Raw genomic sequence first — 24,854 nt, 5'->3', positions numbered from 1 at the left:
ACATCAGCCCAGCGGCGCAGGCTGCGGCACTTGCAGCTGGCGCGCCAGCGGCGCCAGATCCTTCATGATGCCGGGGTACAGCGCCACGCCACCCGCCAGTTGCTCACGGCGCTGCTGCCACGCTCTCTGCCCGGGGAAACGTGCCGGCGGTGCCCCCTCGGATACTTCGCTTGCGGTGACCAGATACTGCAGTGCATGCAGCTGCTCCTTGAACACGGCGAGCGAGCCAAAGGCCGCAGGATCGATAATCTGCAGGAACACAGAATTGGCTTCGCCGTCCCCCGCTGCTTCCGCATCGGCCCGGCCATAGTTGCCCAGCGCCATGCTCAGCACTTCGGTTGCGGCCGACAGCGCGGAGCCCTTGTAACCATGCTGGGCACCACCGATGGGCATGATGCTGCCCCGGGGCGGTCCAGCGAGCGCGGACGGGTCATCCGTGATGACGCCCTCCGCATCCTTCAGGCAGGGTTCGGGCAGCCGTGCGCCCTCACGCGCCGCGCGCGCCACGTAGCCGCCTGCGGTGATCGACATACTGATATCGAACAACAGTGGGTACTCCTTCCCCGGAGCACCCATGGCCAGCGGGTTGGCGGAAAATACCGGCGTCAGGCCGCCAAAGGGACTCACCGTGTGCTCCGCGGGCGTCGAGCAGGTCAGGATCCCGAGATAACCGGCCTCAATCACCCGGGGCAGATAGGCTGCCAGGCAGGCAATGTGCTGGCTGCGACGCAACGTGGCGGTGACCACGCCGTACTCCGGAACCCGGGCCAGCGCGGTATCAACCGCCTGGCTGACGACCCAGGGGCCGGGCAGAAAGGCGGCGTCCCAGTTGAACAGCGGGCCCTTGTCCACCAGCACCACAGGCTCGCCATTACAGCGGCTTGCGCCCTCCATCAGCCAGCGCACATTGTGCGCCACGCGCTGCATACCGTGCGTAGTAAAGCCCATCAGGTCGGCCTCCAACAGCACCTCGGCCATCACCGCGGCACGTTCAGCGGGCAAGCCCGCGGCCTCGAACAGGCGCTGGCTGAAAGCGTGGAGGTCGGTATGAGCGTAACGCACAGACATGTCAGGCTCCTTCTTCGAGAGGTATGGCAGGCAAACCTTCCACTGGCAGGAAAGCGGCCCCGAGGGAACTATTGCAGATTTCACAGTCTAACACTGTGCAATTGAGGTACAATTGCGAGTCACACTGGGGGCGATACGGATTCGACGACGGTAACGAACCCTGAGGTGCATGCCGTGATGGTAGCGAATCACGTAAATCCAAAGCTGCAAACTATTAGTTGCCAACGACGACAACTACGGTGCCCAACTGGCTGCGTAAGCAGCCCGTGAAAGCACCAACTAGTGGCTTCGGCCCTAGCGGTCTTTAGTAAGGTGCCAGTACCGCACTACTGACTGTCATATAGAACTGGATCGCTGTGAAGCCCGCCTGAGGTGGAACTGCTAAAACTTATTCAGGCTCGCCAATTACGTCCTGCCCGTTGGGCTGTATGAGGCTAAATTAATTAACGGAAACTAAGCATGTAGAGCCGAAGGCAGAGTACTGGCGGACGCGGGTTCAACTCCCGCCGCCTCCACCAAACACCCATGCAAGCAAGTCAAAAGAAATCCCGGAAGGCCGCTGTTGAATGCCCGGTGGCGGTCACTACTCCTGGATAACGAAACGCAGCCGCGTGGGCTCTGACAGGTTACCGCGCCCACCGTTTGCGCAGATGTCCACCGCCGTGCTCGCGGACCGCACGTCCTGATCGTCCGTGTAGCAGACCCTGTACAGGCCGTTCTCGGCATCGAAGCTCTCGAAGACGGCGTAGCCCGTCAGGTCGTTCCTATCCGTGTCCGCGAGTTGCGTATAGTTGATGACCGTGTCGTTGAGTTCGAAGGTGTACTTTCCGGTAGCGAAGAGCGGCCCGGCGCGCTTGCTGTAGTTGCCGTTCTCAGAAAAGCGATAGGTCACCGAGAGGCCAGACTCGCGCACCAGGAACGCCGTCGACTGGATGAGCGCCGGGTCAAATGCATCCGTGGGAATCTGCACAAACTGGGGTACGAGGAAAAACACTTCCTCCTGTCGCTCGAGGAAGCCCATCAGGATGTCATTGCCCTCGAAGCCCGACGTGAAGAGCCGGCAGGACCCATCGGAGCCGCCACACAGGCCGCGCTGGCGTTTCAGCCAGCTGTCGAAGCGGTAGCCGGTCGCCGGTTCGCCGCGGAAGGTTTCATCAAAAAACAGGTCCACGACATCGATTTCGCAAACCGCGCCAGTCTCGCAGTCGTAGCTACCAGACTCGGTGGTGACACGGCCACCTTCCGGCACCTCGATGCGGATCTTACAGCCACCCAGCAGAAGGGTGGACAAGGTGATGACTATCAGAATCGACTGCTTCATTATGGATACTCCCTCGGATTCGCTGTCAGGACAGCATTCGCAATTTGCACTCGCACGATAGGACCTGAGACAAGTGAAGTGACGAAAACCGGACGAAAGTTCACGAAATCAACACGAAATTCGCGGAAAAAGGCATTAAGGGCGGTATGTGAATGACTTCTGCAGTGGCCTCAGGAGCGCTTAGGCAATTTGAGCATTTTGCGATCGACGCAAGTCGGGGCGCGGTCCTGCGGGACGGCGAGACGATCACGCTGCGGCCGCAGTCGTTCCGCGTTCTGCAGTACCTGGTGGCCAACCCCGGCCGCCTGATTAGCAAAGAAGAGCTCTTCGACAGGATCTGGGGTGAAGCGGTGGTCACCGACGACAGCCTGGCGCAGTGTCTCGTGGACATCCGCCGGGCCCTTGGCGATGAGGGCCGGCACGCGGTCAGGACGCTGCCCCGTCGAGGGTACCTGTTCAATGCCCGGACCGTGGATACGCCGGCCGCCACACAGCCACCGGCGTCCGCAGCCTTGTCCGGCACGATCCGTGGAGCCTGGTTCACGGCGGCGATACTGGGATTGGGTACATTGCTACTGGCTTGGTGGCTGCTCCTGAGGCCCGAGTCCGATTCAGTAGAAAGACCCGCGGCGTCTCCCCCCGTCGTTGCGGTGCTGCCCTTCGCCGACTTCACGGCGGCGGGTGACAGGGACTATCTGGCCCTTGGCCTGCCGGAAGAAATCATCAACAGCCTGACCCGGGTGCATGGCCTGCGGGTTATTTCCCGCACCTCGTCATTCCTGCCGCAGCTGGGTCAGCAGATGACCGCAAGGGAGATCGGTGCTCAGCTGGGCGCCACGCACCTCCTCGAGGGCAGTATTCGCGAACACGACGGGCTCCTGCGGATCACGATACAGCTGATCGAAACGAACAGTGGGCACCATGTCTGGTCCGAGACGATCGACCGCAGGTACGGCGATATCCTGCGCGTACAGAGCCAGGTCGCCAGCGCTGTTGCGGGCCTGTTCCAGCTGACGGTGATGGAGCCGGCCGAATCTGACACGGTGATAGCCCCGGAAGATTACACCCTGTACCTGCGCGCCCTACACGTGCTGCGAAGCGGTGAGTTCGCCGAACTGGGCAGCGCGATCACGACACTGGAGGGCGTCGCGCGCAGGAGTCCGCGTTTTATCCCGGTGCGGGATCTTCTGACCCGGAGCTACCTGCTGCAGGTCTATCGGGGCGAATTGTCCGGGACCGACGTGGCGCAACGGGTTCGCACGCTGGCCGAGGAGATGCTTGCCATACCCTCCGGCAGCGCTGGCGCCCACGGGGCCCTGGCCGCACTGGCCCTTAAGGTAGAGAACGACCTGCCGGCAGCGGCGGAGCACGTGACCGAGGCCCTGACGCAGGAGCCGGGGAATCCCCGACACCTGGAACTTGCCGGCGAACTTGCCTACGCACTGGAAGGCTTTTCCTCGGCGGTGGCCCTGCACCAGGGAGCGCTCGATCTCGATCCCTTCTGCACCGCCTGCTACATAAACCAGGCACAGGCCTACATCGCCGCCGGTCAGCCGCGCCAGGCCGAGGCCGCCGTCCGGCAGGTTGTGGAACGTTCGCGCGGCGGCCACCTGACCCTCGGTCTGACCAAGATCATGCAGGGCGATTTCGCGGGGGCACAGCAGATTATCGATCAGACGGTGCCGGCAAAGGCGAGAAAGTTCCAGGAATTCTACCAGGCGTTGCTGTGTCACGCGCAGGGCGAGATCGCGTGCTTCCGTTCACTGCTCGAGCGTTTCGAGGCCGAGAACGGTGAATCCGAGGCGATGCGTATCGCGCAGCTTCACGCCGTTGGTGGTGACGCGGATGCGGCCTTCCGATGGCTGGCGCGCCTGCGCGAGCGCAACCAGATGCTGCTGCTGACCAACCTGCCGGACCCCCTGTTCGACAACCTGCGCGAAGACCCGCGCTGGCAGCACATGCTGGTGGAACTCGGTCGCGCGCCGCAGCAGCTTCGGCAGATAGCGTTTGATGCCGAGGCGTTGCTGGAGCTACGCTGAGAGCAAGAGATCGACGACGACTGGCAACAGGACCTGGAAACTCAACAGACAGCTTGAAGGACACCGCCAAAAAAGTGCGGAAGAATATTTCCGCTACCCACCAACGCGGTTGAAATTGCCTGGCCCCGGAAAGGGCCAGGCGAAGGACGTCACTCGATCTCTATACGCCTTTTCTGCGGTATTTTCTCCGCCACTTTCGGCGCCTTGAGCGTCAACACCCCATCCTTGAACATGGCCTTGATGTCCTCTTCCTGAACGTCACCGCCAAGATTGAAGCTCCGCATGAACTTGCCATAGCGACGCTCCTGGCGAATCACCGTACCGTCTTTCTCTTCCTTGTCTTCCTGCGAGCTCTCAGCCTCCAGCGTCAGGATGCCGTCATTCACGTGGACGTGAATGTTGTCCCGGTCGATACCCGGCAACTCGGCGGTTATTTCAAAGTGATCACTCGCTTCCCTGATATCCACTCTCGGGGCAAAGAACTCGCCCATCTCACGATCAGCGGAGCGCGGCCAGTTGTCACCAAAAAAGCGATCGATATCAAACATACTGCTACGCGGTATTAGAGACATACGACACCTCCTTTGCGTGTGATTGGTTGTGCCTCACCGCTACAGATAGTGTCGATTTCGGTGTTTTTCAAGGAGCGAGAACCAAATTTCGGCTGGCGCCCGACGGAGCAAGGCGGAGCCGCGGGTGGGCCGCTGAGCGCTGCAGGTTCATCAACGCTCTGCCCAACCCCCGTTTTCTGCCATGAAGGCGTCCATTTCCCTGACCAAAAAATCGATCCTATCCGGTGGATAACCGTGCTTCATCAGACCCTGGATGTATTCCTCCCTGGTGGGACGCTCCGGGTTGCCTGGCGTGGATAGCGGAGCACCACTGATCTGCGTATCCTGCCCCATCGCACTCACAGCCAGACGGGAGGCGAGTTGTTTGGCCTGTCCGCAGGCCAGTACTTTCGGTTTGCAAATCTTCAGGCACGTGCGCGGCTGGCTTCTGTCAATCTGGCATTCGCAGTTGCAGACCGGCATCTCAGTAACTTCCGTGAGGGGTAGCATGCCCACCGTATAGCCACTGCCTGAAGCATCCCTCGTCGTCGGGTCGATGCCAGAGAGCCCTTCGATATCGAAATTCCGTGCCGCTGGGAACACCTCGTAGAGGTCCGCCATCGCGCTGTCTTCTCCTCCCGACACCGGATACACCGTGACTCGCTTATCGCCCTCCCACGGCGCTGTTATCGCGAAGCGGCCGCGAATCTGGCGCTGAACCGGCAGCGCATGGTCGTCACCAAAGACTGAAAAATCGACGCTCGACAAATCGGTGAGTTGACCGGAGAAGCTGCCACGCAACAAGAATGGCGTGAACTCCTCTATCGTCACCGACCCTGTGTAGGGGAAAAGACGCCCACGACCGGGCACCAGATCCTCGGGCCCTCGTGCCTCGAATTCACCGTGCCCCTTTCCACCATTCACGCCAATCCGGGCTTCCGTGAAGGTGCCAGTGAACCCGTAGTCGATGGCCGGGATTAGGATATGCACATACGACCCTTCCGTTTCGGCGGCCTCGCCAAACGCGTTGCGTAATCCCTTGTCTGTTGCGAACGGGCCGTTGTCCGCCATGGCGATGAACTGCGACATCACCTGTGCCAGCCCGCCGCCGGTTCCGGTGGTCTGGAATCCATCGGCAAATGCGCCCGGCATCAGCGTGAGGTGGATGGCTGTCGTTGGCCCGCAGCCTGACTCGGCGAAGGCCTGGCCGACACAGCCGCGCACCTCGTAGTTGTGGGAAACGCCGACACTGTTTGCGCTTCTGTTACTCAGGGAATCCAGCCCGGCAGCGAACTCCTTCGCGGCCTGCTCCCGCGTGCCGTCGCGCACGGGAGGCATCGACGCTGCAGGCGCGGTCGTGGCGTCCTGCGTCGCAGAAACCGCCTGCCGAGGCTGCGTCATGTTGCTCTCCCAGTAGTCAGATGATGCATTGAGCGAAAGCAGCACCTTCCGTGTTGTGGTGGGATCAGCGGCGACGTTGGAAATGACAAACACGGCCGGTTCACCGGCCGGCACCTGAAAGCGCCAGTGACCGAGGTAACCACCACCCGGTAGCGGTGCCACGAGCACGGGGCTGCCGACTTTGGCACCGCCCAGGGTGCCTATGCGTAATGCCGCCAAGGCGTCCGCATCACCCGAGCGAATCTGCAGCGAGAGCCCGGCCTGACCTTCGCCCCAAACGTTTACGGCGAAGCAGCTTGCCGCATTAGCATCGACAACCAATTCCACATTGGCCGAAACCGACGTCGCAGTGAGATTCGCGGTACGTTCACACCCGTTGAACACAAAGTTACGCCAGTTGATCTCGGCAACTTCTGCGCTGTGCTCGGGCTCCTTGGTGAGGCGCGTGGGCACATAGGCCGCGAAGGTGGACACAAAATTCGCATATACACGATCGAGGCCATAACCCAGGGTATTCCGAAGGCCCTGATCGGTCCACAGCAGGTCCGCATGCAGCGAAGCACTCGATGGGTACGGGTGTCGGAACATGTCAACGAGATAGCGGTAGTCGGGTTCGATGGGCTGGACTCCCGCCCGGCCATTCTTCTTCGACGCGGCGAAGACCTCCCCCACGTAGCGCCAGAACGAGGCTGTCAGGTAATCGGCTTTCGGCACCCCGGTGGCCGGGATGTCCTGAAGCGGCGTGTAGTAGGGACGAGCCCCCAACCGGTATCCGTCCTGACTCCCTGCATAGGGGTCCTTGCGCAGGATTTTCTGGAGCATATACATGCCCATGGCCTGCGCCTGCCCTTCGATAATCCAGTCGTTCTGGATGACATCTTCGCTCGGCTGATAGGCGCGCTGCACGAGATGGAACAGCTCATGGGCGAGGTGCTCGTAGGTTCGATCCAGAGGAATACCGTCCTTCTGAAACGGTCGCGAAGTATCGATCTGCATTTCTGTGGTGGAGGCCGATTTGCGGCGTACGCGAAACGGTGAGGTGCCATGATCGTCGTAATCGAAAAAATGGACCTTGTAGGCCTCCCCACCCGAGACACCCTCCACGCGCTCGAGCTCCGGCGCGCGAAAACCCATTGCCTCATAGCGCTCAGCGACTTCAGTAAGAAACACCTCCATGTCCGTCAGCGCCGTCTGCTCATCATCGGTCAGTTGCTGATGCGACTGCAGGCTGTCAGGCAGCATGCCGTAGGGATCTGACTGGACGATCAGGAACTCCTTCGTCGGCCAGCCGTCGGACTGCGCACGGGCCGGAGGCACCATGGCAACGCAGAGCATCAGACCGAGACTGAAACACAGCAACCCGTTGAAATGCATCATTCCTCCCCCCGGTAGCGCATTCGACATATCTACGCTGAGAACGGCAGCTCTCTACGCAGAGCCGACACACGTCAGCAAGCGCCTGAAGGCGCGAACGCACACAAAGTATAGACTGCGTTCTGGGCGCTCGCCGCGGGCAATGCACCATGACTTGCGATATGGTGTAAGCTTCCACCACTTCCCGCGTGATCAGATGAAAGGCAACCCGTATGCGACTACCTAAACCCGCCGCGCTGACTCTGGCGTTTCTGCTGGCTCCCGTTTTCACCGCTGCAACACTCGCCCAGGGCGAGGCGGTCGAGGACTACCCGAATGATCCCTCCGAGGCGCCTCCAATCGGTTCACAGGAATACGAAGCCAACAACCCCCACCTCAGTGTCGAAGACGTAACTGGCGGTCCGGCTTCCATGCAGGATAGCGAATTCGTGAACGCTCCGGCCGGGGCGCCGGCATCCGAACTGGGGCTCGGCGAAGGCGCCGCCGCACCGTCGAACTGAACCGGTTCGACTCCGTCGGTTTGCCGCGTTGGAGATGGCACCGGCGCTAGCAGATCCGCGGCAACTGCTCACCACTGAGCATGTCCAGCATCTGGCTTCCCCCCAACTGACTGCTGGCGATGACGCCGCGACCTTCAGAGACGACGCCAATCCTCCGGGCGCCGGCACCCAGGCTCTCCAGGATATCCTCTTCACGCCGCGGCTCGGCAAACACCACCATCCGACCCTCATTGGCCATATACAGAGGGTCCATACCGAACAATTCGCAGACCGAAGCCACTTTCTTGCTGACAGGCACCCGGTCGCGCTCGATAGTGATCTGCAGGGATGCCGTTTCACTGAGCTCGGCCAGGACCGTCGCCAGGCCACCGCGCGTGAGATCGCGGATACAGTGAACAGACTCAGCCAAAGGCGATAAACGAGAGACGGCAGGCCACAGATGGGCACAGTCACTTTCTATTGGCGTCTGAATCTGCAAATCCTCTCTTTGGGCGAGGATGCAGGCACCGTGCCGGCCCAGGTCTCCAGAGACAATCACCACGTCGCCGGGCTGAATAAGCCGGGGATGACAGAAAAGCCGACGTACACCGACGCCGGACACGTTCAGGAACACCCCGTCACCGTGGCCGCGCTCCACCACTTTCGTATCGCCGGTGACGATTCTGGCGCCGACCTCAGCGGCAGCCAGGGCCATGGACTGAGCCAGCGCGAATAATGACTCGGTGGGAAAACCCTCTTCGATAATCCAGCCACAGCTCAGATACGCAGGCTCGGCGCCACACACGGCGAGATCGTTGCAGGTGCCGATCACCGAAAGCTTGCCAATATCCCCACCCGGAAATACCAGCGGGCTGACAACGTAGGAATCCGTGGTGAATACCAGGCGACTGTCGGGCGGGTCCTGAAAGACGAGATCAGCGCCATCCTGATCCGCCTGCACATCGGTCATGGCAGCAGAGAAAATATCCCGTATCAGTTGCTGGGTGAAACGACCACCAGCACCATGAGCAAGCGTCACGACGGGATATCTGGAGAAGGGGAAACGACACTCAGGCACGGTGTGCGCCTGCGTTTCGGCGGTAGCGATAGTACGCAGCGCAAGCGCCCTCACCGGACACCATCGTAGCGCCCAGTGGCGAATCGGGGGTGCACTCCCTGCCGAAACGTGGACACTCATAAGGGCGGATGCGTCCAGTGAGGACATCTCCGGCGAGGCACTCACCTGCCTCCCTGGACGGCACAGCAGGCAAGGCGAACTTTTCCCTCGCATCGAAGTTGGCGTAATGACCCTGCAACTGGAGCCCGGAGGCCTCAAGCCTGCCCAAACCCCGCCAGGACTGTCCGGTCTCGCGAAAGACCTGCTTCATCAGGTGCTGTGCCTCGCGGTTCCCATCCCGGTCCACACCGCGGGCATATTGATTTTCTACCCGGGCTTCACCACGCTCGAGTTGCGCCAGCGCAGCCTCAATACCGAGCAGAACATCCAGTGGTTCGAAGCCCGTCACAACCACTGGCACGCCCAGACGACGTGCAACCGCCTCGTACTCCCGATAGCCCATCACCGCACACACATGTCCCGCAGCAAGAAAGGCCTGTACCCGGTTACCGGGCGAGCCGGCTATTGCTTCAATAGCCGGTGGCACCCGAACCTGACTGACCAACAGGGAAAAGTTGTCGACGCTGGATGCCCTGGCTTGCACAACACTGAGCGCATTTACGGGTGCCGTGGTTTCAAAGCCAACCGCAAAGAAAACGACCTCGCGCCCGGGATTCTCACGCGCCAACTGCACCGCGTCCAGGGGGGAGTAAACCGTGCGGACGTCGCCACCCATGGCCTTGCAGGCCAGTAAATCCGTATCGCTGCCGGGCACGCGCAACATGTCGGCAAAGGTGGCGAAAATCACGTCTTGCCTTCGAGCCAACTCGAGCGCCTCATCAATGCAGGCGACTGGCGTGACGCAGACGGGACATCCGGGACCGTGAATCAGCTCTACTGAATCAGGCAGCAATTGATCGATGCCATGCCGGATAATGGCGTGAGTCTGACCACCGCAGACCTCCATCAGGACCCACGGCCGAGTTACCAGGCCAGCGATTCGGGCAACGATCGCCTCGGCCAGCACAGGGTCCCGAAACTCCTCAAGAAAGCGCATGACCGCGCTCCATTGAGGCCAGCTCATGCAGCAGGGACAAGGCGCGCTGCGCCTCCTCCTGATCCAGTACCCGGATCGCGCAACCCACGTGCACAATGACGTAATCGTCTGTTGCGGCCTCTGGCGTCAGGCACAGGTTAACGACACGCTCAACATCGCCGAAGCGAACCAGGGCCTGTCGCTCAAGGCCGTCGCCGCTGATGCGAATGACTCTTCCGGGTATCGCTAGGCACATTGCTGGGCAACTCCGATCTGTTTTGCCCCCATGGCGAGGGCCACACACTGCCCGGCGGCAATACTTCCATCGTTGGGCGGGAGTCGCCCAGGCAGCAACAGCTTCAATCCAAGTTCCCTGGCGCCGGCAACCATCAGCTCTACCAGCAGGCGATTCTGGAACACTCCGCCGGACAGCAGCACGCTATCCCCACGCCCCAGACGGCACTGGCGCAGCGCCGCTCTGGCCAATGCCTGATGAAAGCCCAGGGCACGGGCCGAAAGACTGACGCTACGGTCAGCAACCAGCGGCAGCAGCGGACGCCAATCCAGATCAGCGCCAACCCAGCTGAAGTCCATGTGTAACGCCTGGCTTGCCCGGTGACCGAGCGCCTCCCACTCCATGGCGACCTGCGCCTCGAACAGGTTCTCCTCCCGGAGTCCGGCCAGTGCGGCGAGACCCTCGATTAATCGGCCCATGCTGGAGCAGGCAATCGACCTGCCGGGATACGTCTCGCCGCTCAGGACTCTGGCGATCCTGCCGGGAAACCGGGCGATGTCGTGTCCCGCTGGCAACTGAAACGGTCGAATGCTTCCAAGACGTTGCCACTCCATTCCCGCGTCAAACTGCAGGCACTCTCCCCCCCAGACAGTGCCGTCGGGACCCAGGCCAACACCATCCCAGGTGAGCGCCTGAAAAGGGGGTTCCGGCTGATGCTCCAGCCAGACAGCCATGGCGTGGGCTACGTGGTGCGGAACCGTGAGCGCGTGATCATCCGCCTCCACGCTGGAACCATAATCAGGGTGCAGATCAGTGACTTCAGTCCCTGCATCAATCTGGAAAAAGGCGGGCATTGTGGACTTCTGCTGGAGATAACGCTGCCTGTTGCCAGCTCCCTGAAGATCGCCGATGTACGGGCCAACGATCAACGTATGCCTCTCCTGCATGGCGAGGTTAACCTTCAAATGCGCGCCACAACCCAGCGATGAGTGGGCTACCGGAACAGTGTGTATCTGGGGCGCAAAGCCTCGCCCAAGTCGAAGACTGACCGGCTGGCCAGCCATCACCCGCAGTACGGCATCATCCAGGCCCTGTACCAGATCCAGATCGTGTAACAGGAACGCATCGGCAATGCCCGCCAGCGCAGACAGTGCGGTGTCATTTTCGTGAATCAGCGGCGCACCGGAAAGATTGGCACTCGTAGCGACCAGCGGGCGCTGCAGCATTCGCAGGATGGAGAGCTGAATCCCGCTGCTGGGCAACATGACGCCCAGTGTACCCAAACCAGGCGCCAATGATTCGTGTATCCCGCCACACGCCTTGAGCAACACGATAGGTGCTGCAGATCCCTTAAGTGCAGCGCGCTCTGCAGCCTCGGTATGGGCGTTTTCAAGCACCCATTCAAACGTCGGGGCCAGCACTGCGAGTGGTTTACTGCGTCGCTTGCGCTCCCGCAGGCGCGCAACAGCCGCCGGATTCTGCGCATCCACCAGCAAGTGGAATCCGGCACCACCTTTGACGGCAACCACACCACCGCGCTCCAGCACAGCACAGGCCTGGCGCACTGCCGCCTCGCCCTGCAGACCGTCAGCAGTGAACAACACCGGGCCACAGTCCGGACAGGAAATACCCACCGCGTGGAAGCGACGGTCCAGAGGCGACTCGTACTCCTGTCGACACGCTGCGCAGAGGGAAAACCGGCTCCAGCTGGTATTGATCCGATCCCAGGGGAGCCGCCTACAAATGGAAAAGCGCGGCCCACAGGACGTGCAGCTGATAAACGGATAGTGGTAACGCCGATCGCTCTGATCGTGAAACTCGCGACGACAGTCCTCGCAGATTGCCTGATCCGCAAGCAGCGTGCCGGCGATACCGGCGTCAGACTGACTCGGAGCAATCACAAAGTCGCTGTGCGCTGTTGCGGCGGCCACATTCACCGAAAACTCATGCCGCTGTCCGGGCGCATTCCGGCGAAGCTCAGTCAAAAACTGGTCCAGCACCGCCATCTGGCCCTGTACTGTAATGCTCACCCCTGAGGAACGATTGCGTATTTCACCCTGCAGGCCCAAGCGCTGCGCCAGCCGGTATACATACGGACGAAAACCCACCCCCTGGACCAGGCCGGTAACCTGAATATGGCGGCAATCAGGCTTCGGCAATGTCGATACTCCTCAAGAGAATAGCCTGGGCCTGAGGATGGTTGATATCTGACGATGTTTCGACTGTGAGCTCGGCACCCTCCGCCAGGCTGCCGACAGTTTCGTTGCGGAAATGCTCGGCAAAATGTTCCGGCGAAATATGACTCAGGGCACCCAGCCAGACCGTTACCCGTGTCACCGACGTCGCCGCTTCACGACTGGCCAACTCGTTGATTTTCTGGAGCAAATTCCTGATCAATCCAGCCTCATGCATGGCCATACCGTCCGCTGAGTTCTGCGACAACACGGTCCGCGGCTGCCGTCACGTCAGCGGAAAGGCCCTGCCCCTGGCCAAAGCACGCGCCGGCAATCGCAATCACGGTGAAACGGTCAGGCAGGGAACCGAGTGATCGAGCCAACGCGATAGCCTCGGCCACGCCCATGGCGTGTGTGCTGGCGCGCAGCCCGACGTCAGCAAGCGCCGGGTCATTTGCGTCCAACCAGATCACGCTGCCCGGGCATAACCCCGCGCCAACCGCATCCACGGCATCGATGAGCAGCAATTCATCACAGCCCTCGAACGCGGCAATAAGTCCACTGACCTCGCCGTCTGATGCCACCAAATCCACCCCGGGAAGGGTCTCTGACAATCTGGTGAAGACGTACGGCCCGACACCGTCATCGCCGCGGTAGGCGTTGCCCACAGTCACAATTCTGCCGCCTCTAGCCATGACGTAACTGTAGCCTAAGGAAGTGGGTCGCACAGGAAATACAGGGATCGTAGTTTCGAATCGCCTGCTCACAGCGCATCGTCAGCTCACGCTCACTGAGGCGAAGATTTGAGGCCACCAGGTCGCGCAGGTCCTCCTCGATCGTCAGTTGGTTCTGTGAAGTGGGCGGCACAATATTGGCCAGGGTGATAAGCCCGTCCTCACCGACTTCATAGCGGTGGAAAAGCAGTCCACGCGGCGCCTCTGTGGCCGCCACCCCCACGCCGCCACCCGCAGGAACCACCTCTGCCGCCCGTGCTGGAACGAAAAAGTTGTCTATCAGCCCAATGGCTTCATCAAATGCCTGGAACACTTCCAGCGCGCGCACCACGATGCTCTCAAAGGGATTATCAACCGTGCGATCAAAACCGACCTCGCATGCGAGCTTCCGCGTCGCGCTCGAAAGACGGTCGCGATTCAGGTTGTATCGAGCCATGGGGCCGACGAAGTAAGGCGTATTGTCGGGCTTGCGCACTGAGTGCAGTGCATTGCTGTGGGGCACCTGATGCTCTGCGAAATGGTTTGGGTACTGTGCCATCTCAACATCAAGCCCGCGGCTGGACACAATGCGCCCCTCGCTGAAGGGATAGTCGCTATCGTGGCGCAGTGCGACGAACTCATAGTCGCGATGCATATCCGGAATATCGAGGCCGGCTGCCCAGAACACCGTCTCTGCGGCCGCGTCGCGTGCCCACTTCAGTTCATCAAGCAGCGCGGTAAATGTCGCGACGGCGGGAATCTTGTAAAACCCGCCCACACGGACATTGATGGGATGAATTTCCCGACCACCCAGCAACTTGACGATATCGTTACCCGCCTTTTTCATGCGCAGGCCGCGTTTCACCACGTCCGGATGCTCCCGGGCCAGCGTGATTGCATCGTCGAAGCCGAGGAAATCCGGTGCGTGAAGCATATAGATATGCAACACGTGACTTTCAATCCATTCACCGCAGTACAGCAGCCGGCGTAATCGACGAATGCCCTCGTCGGGTCGGATACCGAGCATCGCCTCCAACGCATGCACGGCGGTCATCATGTAGGCCACGGGGCATATTCCGCAAATGCGCGCGGTGATGTCCGGCGCTTCCGTCAGTGCCCGGCCCTGCAAGAATGCCTCGAAGAAGCGTGGCGGTTCAAAAATCTTTAACTGGACGTCCCTGAGCTCACCGTCGACCACATCCACCATCAGGGCGCCCTCGCCCTCCACCCGGGCGAGATAATCCACATCGATACGCCGGGTCTTCAACCCGGCCCTGATCGGAATGTCTTTACCCGTCATGGCCACCGCTCCCTTTTTTGCTACCGGAGACATCGTCCTTGTCGCACTGCAGGGCGATGATCTGCAGCGGTTCAGCTGCAGGGTTGTAGGCTCGTAGGCTGCGTCTGGCCTGGCTCAGGGTCATACCATGGTGCGCTCGCAAGTGGTCAATCAGCGGACCCACCTGAGCCTGCTCTTTCACCCCGAAGCAACCATAACAACCGCGGCTATAGGCAGGGCACAAGGCACCGCAGCCAGCCTGGGTAATCGGGCCCAGACAGTGCTGGCCCTGGGCGACGAGTACGCAGACATTGCCCCGCGCCTTGCACTCCATACAAACGCTTTCGCGGGCGATCTGGGGGCGGCGCCCGCTGGCAAAAGCCAGCACCACTTCCAGCAATTGATACTTGTCGACGGGGCAGCCATGCAGTTCGTAATCGACGGCGACATAGTCAGCGATCGGCGTAGAGGTCTCCAGCGTTGAAAGGTACTCCGGATGGGGATAAACCGTCCGGGCATAGTCACTGACGTCGGCGAAGTTGCGCATAGCCTGCAGGCCACCCGCGGTGGCACAGGCACCGATAGAGACCAGGAAGCCACTCTGCTCGCGAATCTCCGTGAGACGTTCACGATCGTGCGCGGTAGTGATTGAACCTTCGACCAGTGCGATGTCGTAGGGACCAGTGAGCATCCGCCTGGATGCCTCAGGAAAATGCACGATATCGAGCCGCTCAGCAATGCTCAGCAATTCATCCTCGCAATCAAGCAGGCTCAACTGGCAGCCATCGCAGGAGGCAAACTTGAAGACGGCCAGTCGCGGCCGATCAGACCTGGCCATCAGAATTCCTGCGTCATGAGGTAGGGCTCCACATCAGGATAGGCAAACACCGGCCCGTCTTTGCAGAGAAAATACGGGCCGAGCTGACAGTGACCGCAGAAGCCGGTGCCACACTGCATGTGCCGTTCCAGGGAGACATGAATCGCGTCGCTGGCGACGCCGATCTCCCGCAACCGCCTCGCGCAGAAGCGCAGCATGATTTCCGGCCCGCAGACCATCGCCACTGTTTGCTGGGGGTTTATGGCAGCCCTCTGCACCAGATCCGTGATAACACCGACATCGCCGCGCCATGCAGCGGAGGCCACGTCAACGGTTGCCAGCAACTGCAGGCCGGCATCTGATTTCCAGCGCAACAGCTGTTCAGAATACAGAAGCTCCTCCGGGGAACGGGCACCCAGCAGCAGAGTAACCCGTTGGTAGCGCTCCGGCGCAGCCAGCGCCTGGAACAGCACCGGTCGCAGCGGCGCCAGTCCGATCCCACCCGCCATGAGCAGCAGCTCCCGACCTTCGGCAGCGGCCAGAGGCCAACCTCGACCAAAAGGACCACGCAAACCGACACGGGCAAACGGCCTGAGAGTGTGCAGCGCCCGCGTGACGTTACCCACTGCCCTGACTGTGTGTGTCAGGTGATTCCTGTCAGCCGGGTCACCGCTGATAGAGATCGCCGACTCCCCCATGCCGGGTAAATAGAGCATATTGAACTGACCGGCACGAAAGCTCCCGTACCCTTCCGGCGGTGCGACCTGAAACGTAAACACAAGCTCGCTTTCCTGCTGCCAGGATTGCATCTCGACAAGGTGCGGCAGCAGCGGGTCCTTCATGAGCGGCTCGCTCTACCGTACAGATCCAATACCTGCAGGCGCGTGGCCTCTACCCGCTGACTCATGATGTAGGAAAAACGCTGCATCAGGGCATAACCCATCACAGGATCAGAGTCACACTTGGCGCGCAGACATTTACCGTCGAGTCGAATGGCATGCACATCCTGCATCGCTCTTGCCTCAACCGACCAGCGAAACGGCGGAAACAGCCAGGACCAGCCCAGAATATCGCCGGCATCGAGCGTTTGTATGAGCAGAGCGCCCGTTCCGACGTGTGTAGCTGCAACGCGACCCGCCCTCGCTCAATGACATAGAACTCATTGGCTGCACTGCCTTCGCTGGCTAGCGTCATACCTGACCGGAACATTACACGTTCGCCACAACCAGCGATCAACCGCATGCAGTCCTCACTCAGTCCCGTGAAGAACGGATGGGCCCGCAACTCGTCGGCTAGCGTTCTCATACTGACCGCCTGATTTCGGCAACTTCCTCCGTCAAATCAATGCCAACCGGACACCAACTGACGCAGCGCCCGCATCCCGTGCAGCCGGACACGCCGAATTGTTGCTCCCAGCCTGCCAGCTTGTGCGTCAACCACTGGCGATAGCGCGACTTCACACTCGGGCGCACCACACCACCGGAAAGATAAGAGTGATCGGCAGTAAAGCAGGATTCCCAGCGGCGCATGTGCGTCACCTCGAGACTGACAGGGTTTACCTGCTCCCGGGTTGAGCTACAAAAACAGGTCGGGCAGACCTGGGTGCAGTTGCCGCAGGCCAGACAGCGCTCGGCGACCGCATCCCAGTGCGGATGATCAAGGGCGGCGTACAGTGCCTCGGCAATGCCCTCGGTGGCAAACTCGCGCTGCATCTGCAGTCGGGTCGCGGCCAGTGCTTCATCCCGAGCGTCGATTTCCCCCGGTGCCGCCGCAGGGCCACCGACAGCCGAGATCATCGATTGCCCAGCTTCGGTTTGAGCCTCCACCAGGTAATAGGGATCCTCCGGCCGCAGCTCAGTCAGTATCAGGTCGGCGCCGACACCCACTGCCGGGCCATCGCCGGTAGATGCGCAAAAACAGTTACCCGAAGCCTGAGAGCAGTTGACCGCAATCAGCAGCAGGTTTTCACGGCGCGAGGCGTAGCCAGGGTCAGTAAAGTCACCCATGAATACCTGGTCCTGAATCGAAATCGCGGCCAGCTCGCAGGCTCGGACACCGAGAAAAGCCATTCTTTCGGGCTGCTCACGGCAGCTGATGAACTCCCCGTCCTGTACGCGAAATATCGCTTCCTCTGGCGGGAACAGGAATTGTTTCCAGGTCGACGGGCCCAGGTTGTAACCGAAGCGACTCTGATCTTCTCTCGCAGTCAGACGATAATGCCCGGGGGCCTGCTCGTCACCGTATCCGATGGGCAGCGTTTCAATCTCATCGTAGAGTATGGCCGCATCGCCCACCCGGGGGCCGAGCACGCGAACACCCTCGGTACGCAAGCCGTTGATCAGCGCCTGTACATCCCTTGGAGTCCAGCGTTGCATAAGCATGGCCTTCCAGTATCGGGTCAACACGCCTGCGCTGCGACTTGCTGCGCAGCTGAACCCGTATTCTTATCGCCCCGTCTATTCTGTAGAAGAATTTGTGTGGACGACACCCCGAACGGCAAAAATACGGGTGAAGCCGGCGGAATCCCACCGAACCTTGAGGCAGGTCAATAATCCTGCCCCGTGTTGCGAACACACTGAAATCAGGACGTGGGAGGCAATGTCATGAGTAACTTCAGTTACGTTCGACTCTTCTCTGAACTCGGCATCGGCGATGTGCCATTGGTGGGTGGCAAGAATGCCTCGTTGGGCGAGATGTACCGCACACTGTCCGGCCAGGCAATACAGGTGCCGGATGGCTTTGCTACTCTGGCTGCAGCCTACTACGCATTCCTTGATCACAACGACCTTCGCGGCAGGATCACCGAGGCACTCGCGCAGCTGGATATCGCGGATGTCCGCGCGCTGGCCACCGTCGGTGCCAACATCCGCGGCTGGATTGTCGATGGTGAGATGCCTCCTGAAGTCGCCGCAGAGATCAACGCCGCCTACGGCACCCTCAGGCAGAAAAACGGCGGCAAGGACCCCGAGGTCGCCGTGCGATCATCGGCGACTGCCGAGGACTTGCCGGATGCCTCATTCGCAGGGCAACAGGAAACCTACCTCAACATACAGGGCGAAGAGCACCTGCAACGCAGCTGCAAACGGGTGCTCGCATCACTGTTCACAGACCGCGCCATCGCCTACCGCGTGCACAAGGGCTTCGACCATATGGCAGTGGCGCTCTCCATCGGCGTGCAGAACATGGTGCGTTCCGACCTTGCCTCATCCGGCGTCATGTTCAGCATCGATACGGAGAGTGGCTTTACCGACGTGGTCATGGTCACCGCCGCCTACGGCCTGGGCGAGAACGTGGTTCAGGGCGCGGTTACGCCAGACGAATTTCTGGTCTACAAGAACACTCTGGCGGAGGGTTTTCGGCCCATCCTTCGCAGGCAGCTGGGTTCGAAGGCCCTGAAGATGGTGTACAGCAAAGACGGCATTACCGGAGCGGCTACCCGCAACGTCGAGGTGCGTCGTGAGGACCGCGAGCGCTTTGCGATCACCGACGACGAAGTGCTGCAGCTGGCCCGGCTGGCAATCAGCATCGAGCGCCACTACGGGCGGCCCATGGACATTGAGTGGGCCAAAGATGGCCGGAGTGGCGAACTGTTCATTGTTCAGGCTCGCCCGGAGACTGTGCACTCAAACCTGGACGCCAGCAAACAGCAGAGCTACCGACTTACGGAAACGGGCAAGGTCCTGCTCACCGGCAAAAGCGTGGGCGCGCGCATTGGCAGCGGCACGGTGAAAACGATACTCGATGCCTCGCACATAGCCGATATCGAAGACGGCGATGTACTGGTTACTGACATGACCGACCCTGACTGGGAGCCCATCATGAAACGTGCCAGCGCGATTGTCACCAATCGCGGCGGACGCGTCTGCCACGCGGCTATCATTGCCCGCGAACTGGGCATTCCGGCCATCGTCGGGACTGTCGATGCAACGGCCAGACTGAGCGACGGGCGGGCGGTAACGGTGTGCTGTGCCGAGGGCGAAACCGGAAAGGTCTATGACGGACGGCTATCCTTCGAGACTGTGGAGTTCAATCTTGAGGCGGGAATACGCCCACGTACAAAAATCATGATGATCGTGGGCAATCCCGGACGTGCCCTCGAGTTCAGTCGGCTGCCGAATGACGGCGTCGGTCTGGTCCGAATCGAGTTCATCATCAACGATCACATCGGCGTGCATCCCCGGGCCCTGCTGGATATCGACAAGCTTGAGCCGTCGCTAGTGTCAAAGATACGCGAGCGTATCGCAGGCTATGGCAATCCGCGGGAGTTCTATGTCAGTCGCCTCGCCGAAGGGATTGGCACCATCGCTGCAGCCTTTTATCCGAAGCCCGTGATCGTGCGCATGAGTGACTTCAAGTCCAACGAATATGCGCAGTTGCTTGGCGGTGCGGACTATGAACCAGAGGAGGACAACCCGATGCTGGGCTTCAGGGGGGCATCCCGCTACCACTCGCCACGTTTCGCGGACTGCTTCGCCATGGAGTGCGATGCGGTAAAGCGAGTCCGCGATATCATGGGGCTTGCCAACCTCGAGTTGATGATTCCCTTCGTCCGCAGCGTGGAAGAGGAAATCAACGTCATGGAACTGATGGCCGAACAGGGTCTAAACCGGGGAGAAAATGTCCTGCGCATTCATCTCATGTGCGAGATTCCGGCCAATGCATTACTGGCTGAGCGCTTTCTGGAGCATTGCGATGGTTTTTCCATTGGCTCCAATGACCTGACACAACTGGCGCTTGGGGTGGACCGGGATTCAGAACTCCTGGCCGAGTTCGATGAGCGCAACGAAGCCGTTGCGACACTGATGGGGATGGCCATTCGGGCCTGCAAGAAGACGGGGAAGTACATCGGTATCTGTGGGCAGGCGCCGTCTGATTTCCCCGAGATCACTCGCTGGCTCGTGGAACAGGACATTGAATCCATCGCGCTGAATCCAGACAGTATTCTGAAAATGACGCAGCTGGTTCTGGATGTGGAATCAGGGTTGGCCCGCATGACACCACAACCCAATGACTCCGGAACGAAGCAATCATGACGGCTCTCACCCTGGCGATCAGCGGGAGTGGCGGCGCCGGCGCAATCTCGACCGGTGAACTGGTCCTGCGGCTGTATGCGGAGGTCGGCGGCCACGGCATGCTGAAAAAGACCTTCAGCCCACAGATCCGCGGGGGCGAATCGGCCGCCATCCTGCGCCTGGGCGACGCGCCAGTATCGACGATACCGGCTGACATCGACCTGCTGATTGCACTGGACTGGCAGAACTTTGCACGCTTTGCCGATGAGTTGCCGATCAGCGCCAGCACCCTGGTCCTGCATACCGGCACCGACGTCCCTCCCCCCGGCGTCAACCTCGATAATCTCCTGACCGTTGACGCCGCCGGGATTGCTGCCGCCGCGGACTCGGGGTGGCAGAACATGGTATTTTTCGGGATGCTCGCCAGCGGCCTGGGTTGCACAGGCACCGCGGCGGAGGCGCTACTGCGCGCACGCCTCGAAAAACATGACGATGCAGTCCTGGTTGCAGCCTGCCGGGCACTGCGGGCAGGGTTTGCCCAGGCACTGCCAGATCCGTTACGGGAACTCCTCGCCAGGTTCCCGGTGCCCGCGGCGACTGCCCCCGGGCACCCCCAACGCTGGCTGGCCAGCGGCAACCAGATGGCGGCGCTGGGCGCGCTTGAGGCCGGGGTACGCTTTGTCGCGGCCTACCCCATCACACCCGCCTCCGACTTGCTGGAGTGGCTGGCCCACCATATCGAGCACTACGGGGGCCACCTGGTACAGGCCGAAGATGAACTCGCGGCCATCAACATGGTGATTGGCGCAGGGTTTGGTGGCGTGCCGGCCATGACCGCCACCTCTGGCCCGGGAATGGCGCTGATGAGCGAGGCCATGGGACTCGCGGTAGCCAGTGAGACCGCGGCAGTGGTGGTCGATGTCATGCGCGGCGGCCCCTCCACGGGTATTCCTACCAAGAGCGAACAGAGCGATCTCAACCTGGCGCTCTACGGCATGCACGGTGACGCCCCGCATATTGTGCTGGCCGCGCAGTCGATCGCCGACTGCCACTTCACGGCCGCGTGGGCGGTGCACCTGGCAACCCGGCTGCAAACGCTGGTAATCGTGCTCAGCGACCAGACCCTTGGCCAGTCCATTCAGGTGTTTGATGCGCCCGGGAGCGACTGTCCACGGGCCGCTTTCGACAGCTCGCAAGAGGCAGAACCCTACTTGCGCTATCGCGACACGAACTCGGGTGTGTCGCCGCTGGCTCTGCCCGGTGAGCCGGGCCACATGTATACCGCCGACGGCCTCGAACACGGCGAGAATGCCATCCCGTCACCGCGCGCCCGGGACCACCGCATGCAGCTGGATAAACGCTGGCGCAAGCTCGCCGACTGGGACTTCGGTGGGCACTGGGCCGAGCTCGTCGGCCAGGTGGACCAGCACCCCGTGATTATTTGTATGGGGTCGGTCACCGCCACCGCGCTGGAGGCACAGGCGGCCATGGCAGCCGCTGGGCGCGAGGTCGCAGTGCTCAGTCTGCGCCTGCTGGCGCCGCTGCCCACGAAACAGCTGGCAACCCTGCTTGCGTCCGCCACCCGACTTCTGGTGGTAGAGCACAACCATGGGGCGCAGCTTTGGCACTACCTGCGCTCCCTGCTGCCGCAACTCGTCTTCGAGAGCCTGGCGCTGCCCGGGCCTGCAGCGATCCAACCCCGGGACATCGACACAGCACTGGAGGCGGCCAATGCCACTTAAAGCGAGAGACTACAACTCCGGGATCAAGCCTATCTGGTGCCCGGGTTGTGGCCACTACAGTGTACTCAACGCGATCACCAAGGCCATGGCTGCACGCGAGGTTGCCAGCCACAATACGGCGATCGTCTCCGGCATCGGCTGCTCCTCGCGCCTGCCCGCCTACGTCAGCAGCTACGGCTTCCACGGTGTGCACGGGCGGGCACTCCCACTGGCCACCGGCCTGAAAGTGGCGCGCCCCGATCTCGAGGTCGTCGCAGTGGGCGGCGATGGCGACGGCTTTTCAATTGGCGGCAACCACTTCCTCCACGCCTGCCGCCGCAACGTGAATATCGTCTACATTGCAATGGACAACGAGGTCTACGGCATGACCAAGGGGCAGGCATCTCCCACCAGCCCGGAAACCTGGCTGGATGGCAAACTGACCCCTTATGGCACCGAGGTGCGCGCCTTCCAGCCCTGCGCCATCGCCCTGGCCAGTGGTGCCGGCTTTATCGCCCGTGGCTACAGCGGGGATCCCAACGGCCTGGCACAGCTCATCTTTGAGGCCATGGCCTTTCCCGGCTTTGCCTTCATTCACGTGCTCAGCCAGTGTGTGACCTTTGTGCCAGAGCAAACGGCCTGGAAACAGCGCGTGCACCCTGTGGAAGGCACGCCTGCAACCGCCGCGGAGGCTGCAGCGCTGATTCACGCGGACGACGGTTTCGGCAAAGGTATCCTGTACCGCAATCCGCGGCCGGTATGGCCGCGGTTGCATCCACAGGCCGGTGGGGGGGAAGATCCACGAGCGGGGTTTGCACTGTGAAAAATGACCTGAACACGGATTTGCCACTGTTCCTCGCCCACAGTCTGGAACTGGAACAGGAGTCTGCCCAGCGTTTGCGCGAATTTGCCGACACGATGCGTCACCACCGGCAACAGGCCCTGGCAGCGCTGTTCGACGAGTTGGCGACCTACAGCGACCTGCACGCGCAGGAGGTCGCCGCCATCTGTGCCAGCCACGAGCTGCCGCACCTCAAACCCTGGGAGTTCACCTGGCCCGACGAGGAGCCGCCGGAGACCGGCGCGTATGCAAGCCTGCGCTACGAAATGCAGCCGGAGACGGCACTGGGCCTGATGATCAGGCAGGAAACCGCAGCGGCGGATTTTTACGCCGACGTTGCGGCCCGCTCAGCAGACCCGGAGATCGTGAAATATGCCGCGGAGTTTGCGGCAGAGGAGCGCGAGCACGCGAGACTCTTGCAGGCAAGGCTGACGACGCTGCAGCGAGAGGGCGACACCGCGCCGCCAGCGCCGGATATCGACCCGCCCCACCAGCCGGATTAGACGGCTATGCCGGGCACCAATATCACCTAAACCTCAGTGACAAGAAGCCCTGCTTTACTCAAGGCGCATGCTGTCGATCAACTCCTGCAACTTGCCGTTCGCGCGCATGGCCTCGATTTCTGCACGCAGGTCTGCCGCGGCCTCCGGGCTCTCGGCTCCCAACAGAAAGCGTACCGGCTCATCGCGCAGCACCGCATTATCAGCGCGATCGAGCTTGTTGTGGCGGATCATGCCTTTCAGGGAATCCACATAATCCTGGCCCCGCTCGGAGTAGCGCAGCAGGCCGTCGGCCAGCGGCAATGAGGAGAGCGGCTCACCACGCGCGCGCATGTCGGCGCGCAGTTGCCGGAAATCCTCATAGGCGGGGTGGGACATCAGGTTGATAAAATAGCCACGCACGCTGTCGAAGGGCCAGTCGAACGCCTTGATGGAGTAGTCGCCCTTGTAGGCGCGGTGCTCCTTCGCCTTGATGCCATCACCCTGATACGTCCACTGGCCGAACAGCGAATTGCCCTCCACCGCGAAACGCGAGGTGCCATAGCCACTCTCGTAGGCCGCCTGCCCCAGTGCAAGGCCCGCAGGAACGACATCAACACGGTAGAGCAAGCTGCTGATCATGTCCTTCAGTTCCGGGGCATTCTCCTGCAATGCAGTGACGTGCTCCTCGGCATCACCGGGCAAGAGCAGCGCCAGTCGCCGCAGCAGAGCCAGGCTCTGCTCGGATACCCGACCGTCGCTGTCCAGTTCCCGCTGTGCCTGTTCCAACCCCGCGCGAAATTCCATCACCATATAATTGGCGTGCATCACCTGCGGCAGCATCAGGCGATAGAACAGGCCCTTCTTGTCTTTCACCGGGATACTCTTCGACGCTTCCTGCCAGCTGGGCCCGATCGCGGTAATCAGCAGGCGAGGCGCCTGCAGCGGCTCATCAGCCCTGGGTTCACCCCACCAGTCCTGTTCCTCAAGCAGTGCGATCAAGTCCTGCACGGATGCAAACACGAGCACCTCTGCGTCGCTGGTCGCCTGTGCGGTCGCAGAGGCTTCAGGCGCTGTCAGCTCGTTTCCCGGAGCCGCCGCTTCCGACTCCGGCGGTTTGTCACTGCCGCAGCCGGTTAACAGCAAAGAAGTCAGGAGGATCGCCAACAGGCGGGGCTGATGCACGGGCATGCAGAG

The 24,854-nt window shown here is 61.3% G+C and carries 22 protein-coding genes and 1 other RNA gene; 7 read left to right on the top strand and 16 right to left on the bottom strand.

Annotation, left to right across the window (positions count from 1 at the left end; translation table 11 throughout):
• Positions 1-3 precede the first annotated feature (3 nt).
• Positions 4-1,068 (bottom strand): Ldh family oxidoreductase, encoded by a 1,065-nt coding sequence (locus AACZ17_RS07015; protein ID WP_290742951.1) that lies wholly within the window; start codon positions 1,066-1,068, stop codon positions 4-6.
• Positions 1,069-1,194: 126 nt separating this feature from the next.
• Between AACZ17_RS07015 and ssrA the strand changes: the two genes are divergently transcribed.
• Positions 1,195-1,586, top strand: a transfer-messenger RNA (tmRNA) gene (ssrA, locus tag AACZ17_RS07010).
• A gap of 65 nt (positions 1,587-1,651) precedes the next feature.
• On the opposite strand, the gene AACZ17_RS07005 is transcribed toward ssrA, so the two are convergent.
• On the bottom strand, positions 1,652-2,389 hold the full coding sequence (locus tag AACZ17_RS07005; protein ID WP_290742948.1) for a hypothetical protein: 738 nt from the start codon (positions 2,387-2,389) through the stop codon (positions 1,652-1,654).
• Between the two features lie 152 nt (positions 2,390-2,541).
• Between AACZ17_RS07005 and AACZ17_RS07000 the strand changes: the two genes are divergently transcribed.
• Positions 2,542-4,428 (top strand): winged helix-turn-helix domain-containing protein, encoded by a 1,887-nt coding sequence (locus tag AACZ17_RS07000; protein ID WP_290742945.1) that lies wholly within the window; start codon positions 2,542-2,544, stop codon positions 4,426-4,428.
• A gap of 149 nt (positions 4,429-4,577) precedes the next feature.
• Here the strand turns inward: AACZ17_RS07000 and AACZ17_RS06995 are convergent, their stop codons facing one another.
• Together AACZ17_RS06995 and AACZ17_RS06990 are read right to left on the bottom strand one after the other, a co-directional pair.
• The gene (locus AACZ17_RS06995) at positions 4,578-5,000 is read right to left on the bottom strand and encodes an Hsp20/alpha crystallin family protein (protein ID WP_290742943.1); all 423 of its coding nucleotides are present in this window, start codon (positions 4,998-5,000) and stop codon (positions 4,578-4,580) included.
• A 150-nt stretch (positions 5,001-5,150) separates the two neighbouring features.
• Positions 5,151-7,757 carry a hypothetical protein gene (locus AACZ17_RS06990; protein WP_290742940.1) on the bottom strand — a complete coding sequence of 869 codons (2,607 nt, stop codon included), beginning with the start codon at positions 7,755-7,757 and terminating at the stop codon, positions 5,151-5,153.
• Between the two features lie 209 nt (positions 7,758-7,966).
• Here AACZ17_RS06990 and AACZ17_RS06985 point away from each other — a divergent pair, with 209 nt between their 5' ends.
• Positions 7,967-8,254: a hypothetical protein gene (locus AACZ17_RS06985; protein WP_290742937.1), complete on the top strand. Its 288-nt coding sequence runs from the start codon at positions 7,967-7,969 to the stop codon at positions 8,252-8,254.
• A 46-nt stretch (positions 8,255-8,300) separates the two neighbouring features.
• Here AACZ17_RS06985 and hypE read toward each other — a convergent pair whose 3' ends face one another.
• The 11 genes from hypE to AACZ17_RS06930 all read right to left on the bottom strand — a co-directional run bounded on the left by hypE (position 8,301) and on the right by AACZ17_RS06930 (position 17,979).
• A complete protein-coding gene (hypE, locus tag AACZ17_RS06980; protein ID WP_290742934.1) occupies positions 8,301-9,272 on the bottom strand; it encodes a hydrogenase expression/formation protein HypE in 972 nt (323 codons plus the stop codon).
• A gap of 31 nt (positions 9,273-9,303) precedes the next feature.
• Positions 9,304-10,407, bottom strand: a complete 1,104-nt coding sequence (gene hypD, locus AACZ17_RS06975; RefSeq protein ID WP_290742931.1) for a hydrogenase formation protein HypD — start codon at positions 10,405-10,407, stop codon at positions 9,304-9,306.
• Positions 10,394-10,642 (bottom strand): HypC/HybG/HupF family hydrogenase formation chaperone, encoded by a 249-nt coding sequence (locus AACZ17_RS06970; RefSeq protein ID WP_290742928.1) that lies wholly within the window; start codon positions 10,640-10,642, stop codon positions 10,394-10,396. Before AACZ17_RS06970 ends, hypD begins: the two co-directional genes overlap by 14 nt.
• Complete coding sequence (gene hypF, locus AACZ17_RS06965) at positions 10,633-12,780, bottom strand: carbamoyltransferase HypF (RefSeq protein WP_290742925.1); 2,148 nt, start codon at positions 12,778-12,780, stop codon at positions 10,633-10,635. Before hypF ends, AACZ17_RS06970 begins: the two co-directional genes overlap by 10 nt.
• Entirely contained in the window at positions 12,767-13,033 is a 267-nt protein-coding gene (locus AACZ17_RS06960) for a hydrogenase maturation nickel metallochaperone HypA (RefSeq protein ID WP_290742922.1), read from the bottom strand. Before AACZ17_RS06960 ends, hypF begins: the two co-directional genes overlap by 14 nt.
• Positions 13,026-13,469: a hydrogenase maturation protease gene (locus tag AACZ17_RS06955; protein WP_290742920.1), complete on the bottom strand. Its 444-nt coding sequence runs from the start codon at positions 13,467-13,469 to the stop codon at positions 13,026-13,028. Before AACZ17_RS06955 ends, AACZ17_RS06960 begins: the two co-directional genes overlap by 8 nt.
• Positions 13,470-13,482: 13 nt before the next feature.
• Entirely contained in the window at positions 13,483-14,808 is a 1,326-nt protein-coding gene (locus AACZ17_RS06950) for a Ni/Fe hydrogenase subunit alpha (protein ID WP_290742917.1), read from the bottom strand.
• Positions 14,798-15,625 (bottom strand): oxidoreductase, encoded by an 828-nt coding sequence (locus AACZ17_RS06945; RefSeq protein WP_290742913.1) that lies wholly within the window; start codon positions 15,623-15,625, stop codon positions 14,798-14,800. Before AACZ17_RS06945 ends, AACZ17_RS06950 begins: the two co-directional genes overlap by 11 nt.
• On the bottom strand, positions 15,625-16,446 hold the full coding sequence (locus tag AACZ17_RS06940; protein ID WP_290742910.1) for an FAD/NAD(P)-binding protein: 822 nt from the start codon (positions 16,444-16,446) through the stop codon (positions 15,625-15,627). Before AACZ17_RS06940 ends, AACZ17_RS06945 begins: the two co-directional genes overlap by 1 nt.
• Entirely contained in the window at positions 16,443-16,616 is a 174-nt protein-coding gene (locus AACZ17_RS06935; RefSeq protein ID WP_290742907.1) for a hypothetical protein, read from the bottom strand. The genes AACZ17_RS06940 and AACZ17_RS06935 overlap by 4 nt, the downstream gene beginning before the upstream one ends.
• A gap of 289 nt (positions 16,617-16,905) precedes the next feature.
• The gene (locus tag AACZ17_RS06930) at positions 16,906-17,979 is read right to left on the bottom strand and encodes a 4Fe-4S dicluster domain-containing protein (protein WP_290742904.1); all 1,074 of its coding nucleotides are present in this window, start codon (positions 17,977-17,979) and stop codon (positions 16,906-16,908) included.
• Positions 17,980-18,207: 228 nt separating this feature from the next.
• On the opposite strand from AACZ17_RS06930, the gene ppsA reads away from it, so the two are divergent.
• Genes ppsA through AACZ17_RS06910 form a run of 4 tightly spaced genes read left to right on the top strand, consistent with a single transcriptional unit; the run spans position 18,208 to position 23,681 of the window.
• Entirely contained in the window at positions 18,208-20,637 is a 2,430-nt protein-coding gene (gene ppsA / locus AACZ17_RS06925; RefSeq protein ID WP_290742900.1) for a phosphoenolpyruvate synthase, read from the top strand.
• Positions 20,634-22,358, top strand: coding sequence for a 2-oxoacid:acceptor oxidoreductase subunit alpha (locus AACZ17_RS06920; RefSeq protein ID WP_290742897.1), 1,725 nt, complete (start codon positions 20,634-20,636; stop codon positions 22,356-22,358). The genes ppsA and AACZ17_RS06920 overlap by 4 nt, the downstream gene beginning before the upstream one ends.
• Complete coding sequence (locus tag AACZ17_RS06915) at positions 22,348-23,160, top strand: 2-oxoacid:ferredoxin oxidoreductase subunit beta (protein WP_290742894.1); 813 nt, start codon at positions 22,348-22,350, stop codon at positions 23,158-23,160. Before AACZ17_RS06920 ends, AACZ17_RS06915 begins: the two co-directional genes overlap by 11 nt.
• Positions 23,157-23,681 (top strand): ferritin family protein, encoded by a 525-nt coding sequence (locus tag AACZ17_RS06910; protein ID WP_290742891.1) that lies wholly within the window; start codon positions 23,157-23,159, stop codon positions 23,679-23,681. The genes AACZ17_RS06915 and AACZ17_RS06910 overlap by 4 nt, the downstream gene beginning before the upstream one ends.
• A 54-nt stretch (positions 23,682-23,735) precedes the next feature.
• On the opposite strand, the gene AACZ17_RS06905 is transcribed toward AACZ17_RS06910, so the two are convergent.
• Positions 23,736-24,848, bottom strand: a complete 1,113-nt coding sequence (locus tag AACZ17_RS06905; RefSeq protein ID WP_290742888.1) for a glucosaminidase domain-containing protein — start codon at positions 24,846-24,848, stop codon at positions 23,736-23,738.
• Positions 24,849-24,854 lie beyond the last annotated feature (6 nt).

Source organism: uncultured Haliea sp., from assembly GCF_963973825.1.
In the GTDB taxonomy this organism is placed as follows: Bacteria; Pseudomonadota; Gammaproteobacteria; order Pseudomonadales; family Halieaceae; genus Haliea.
This window is presented reverse-complemented; position numbering and strand designations above follow the sequence as displayed.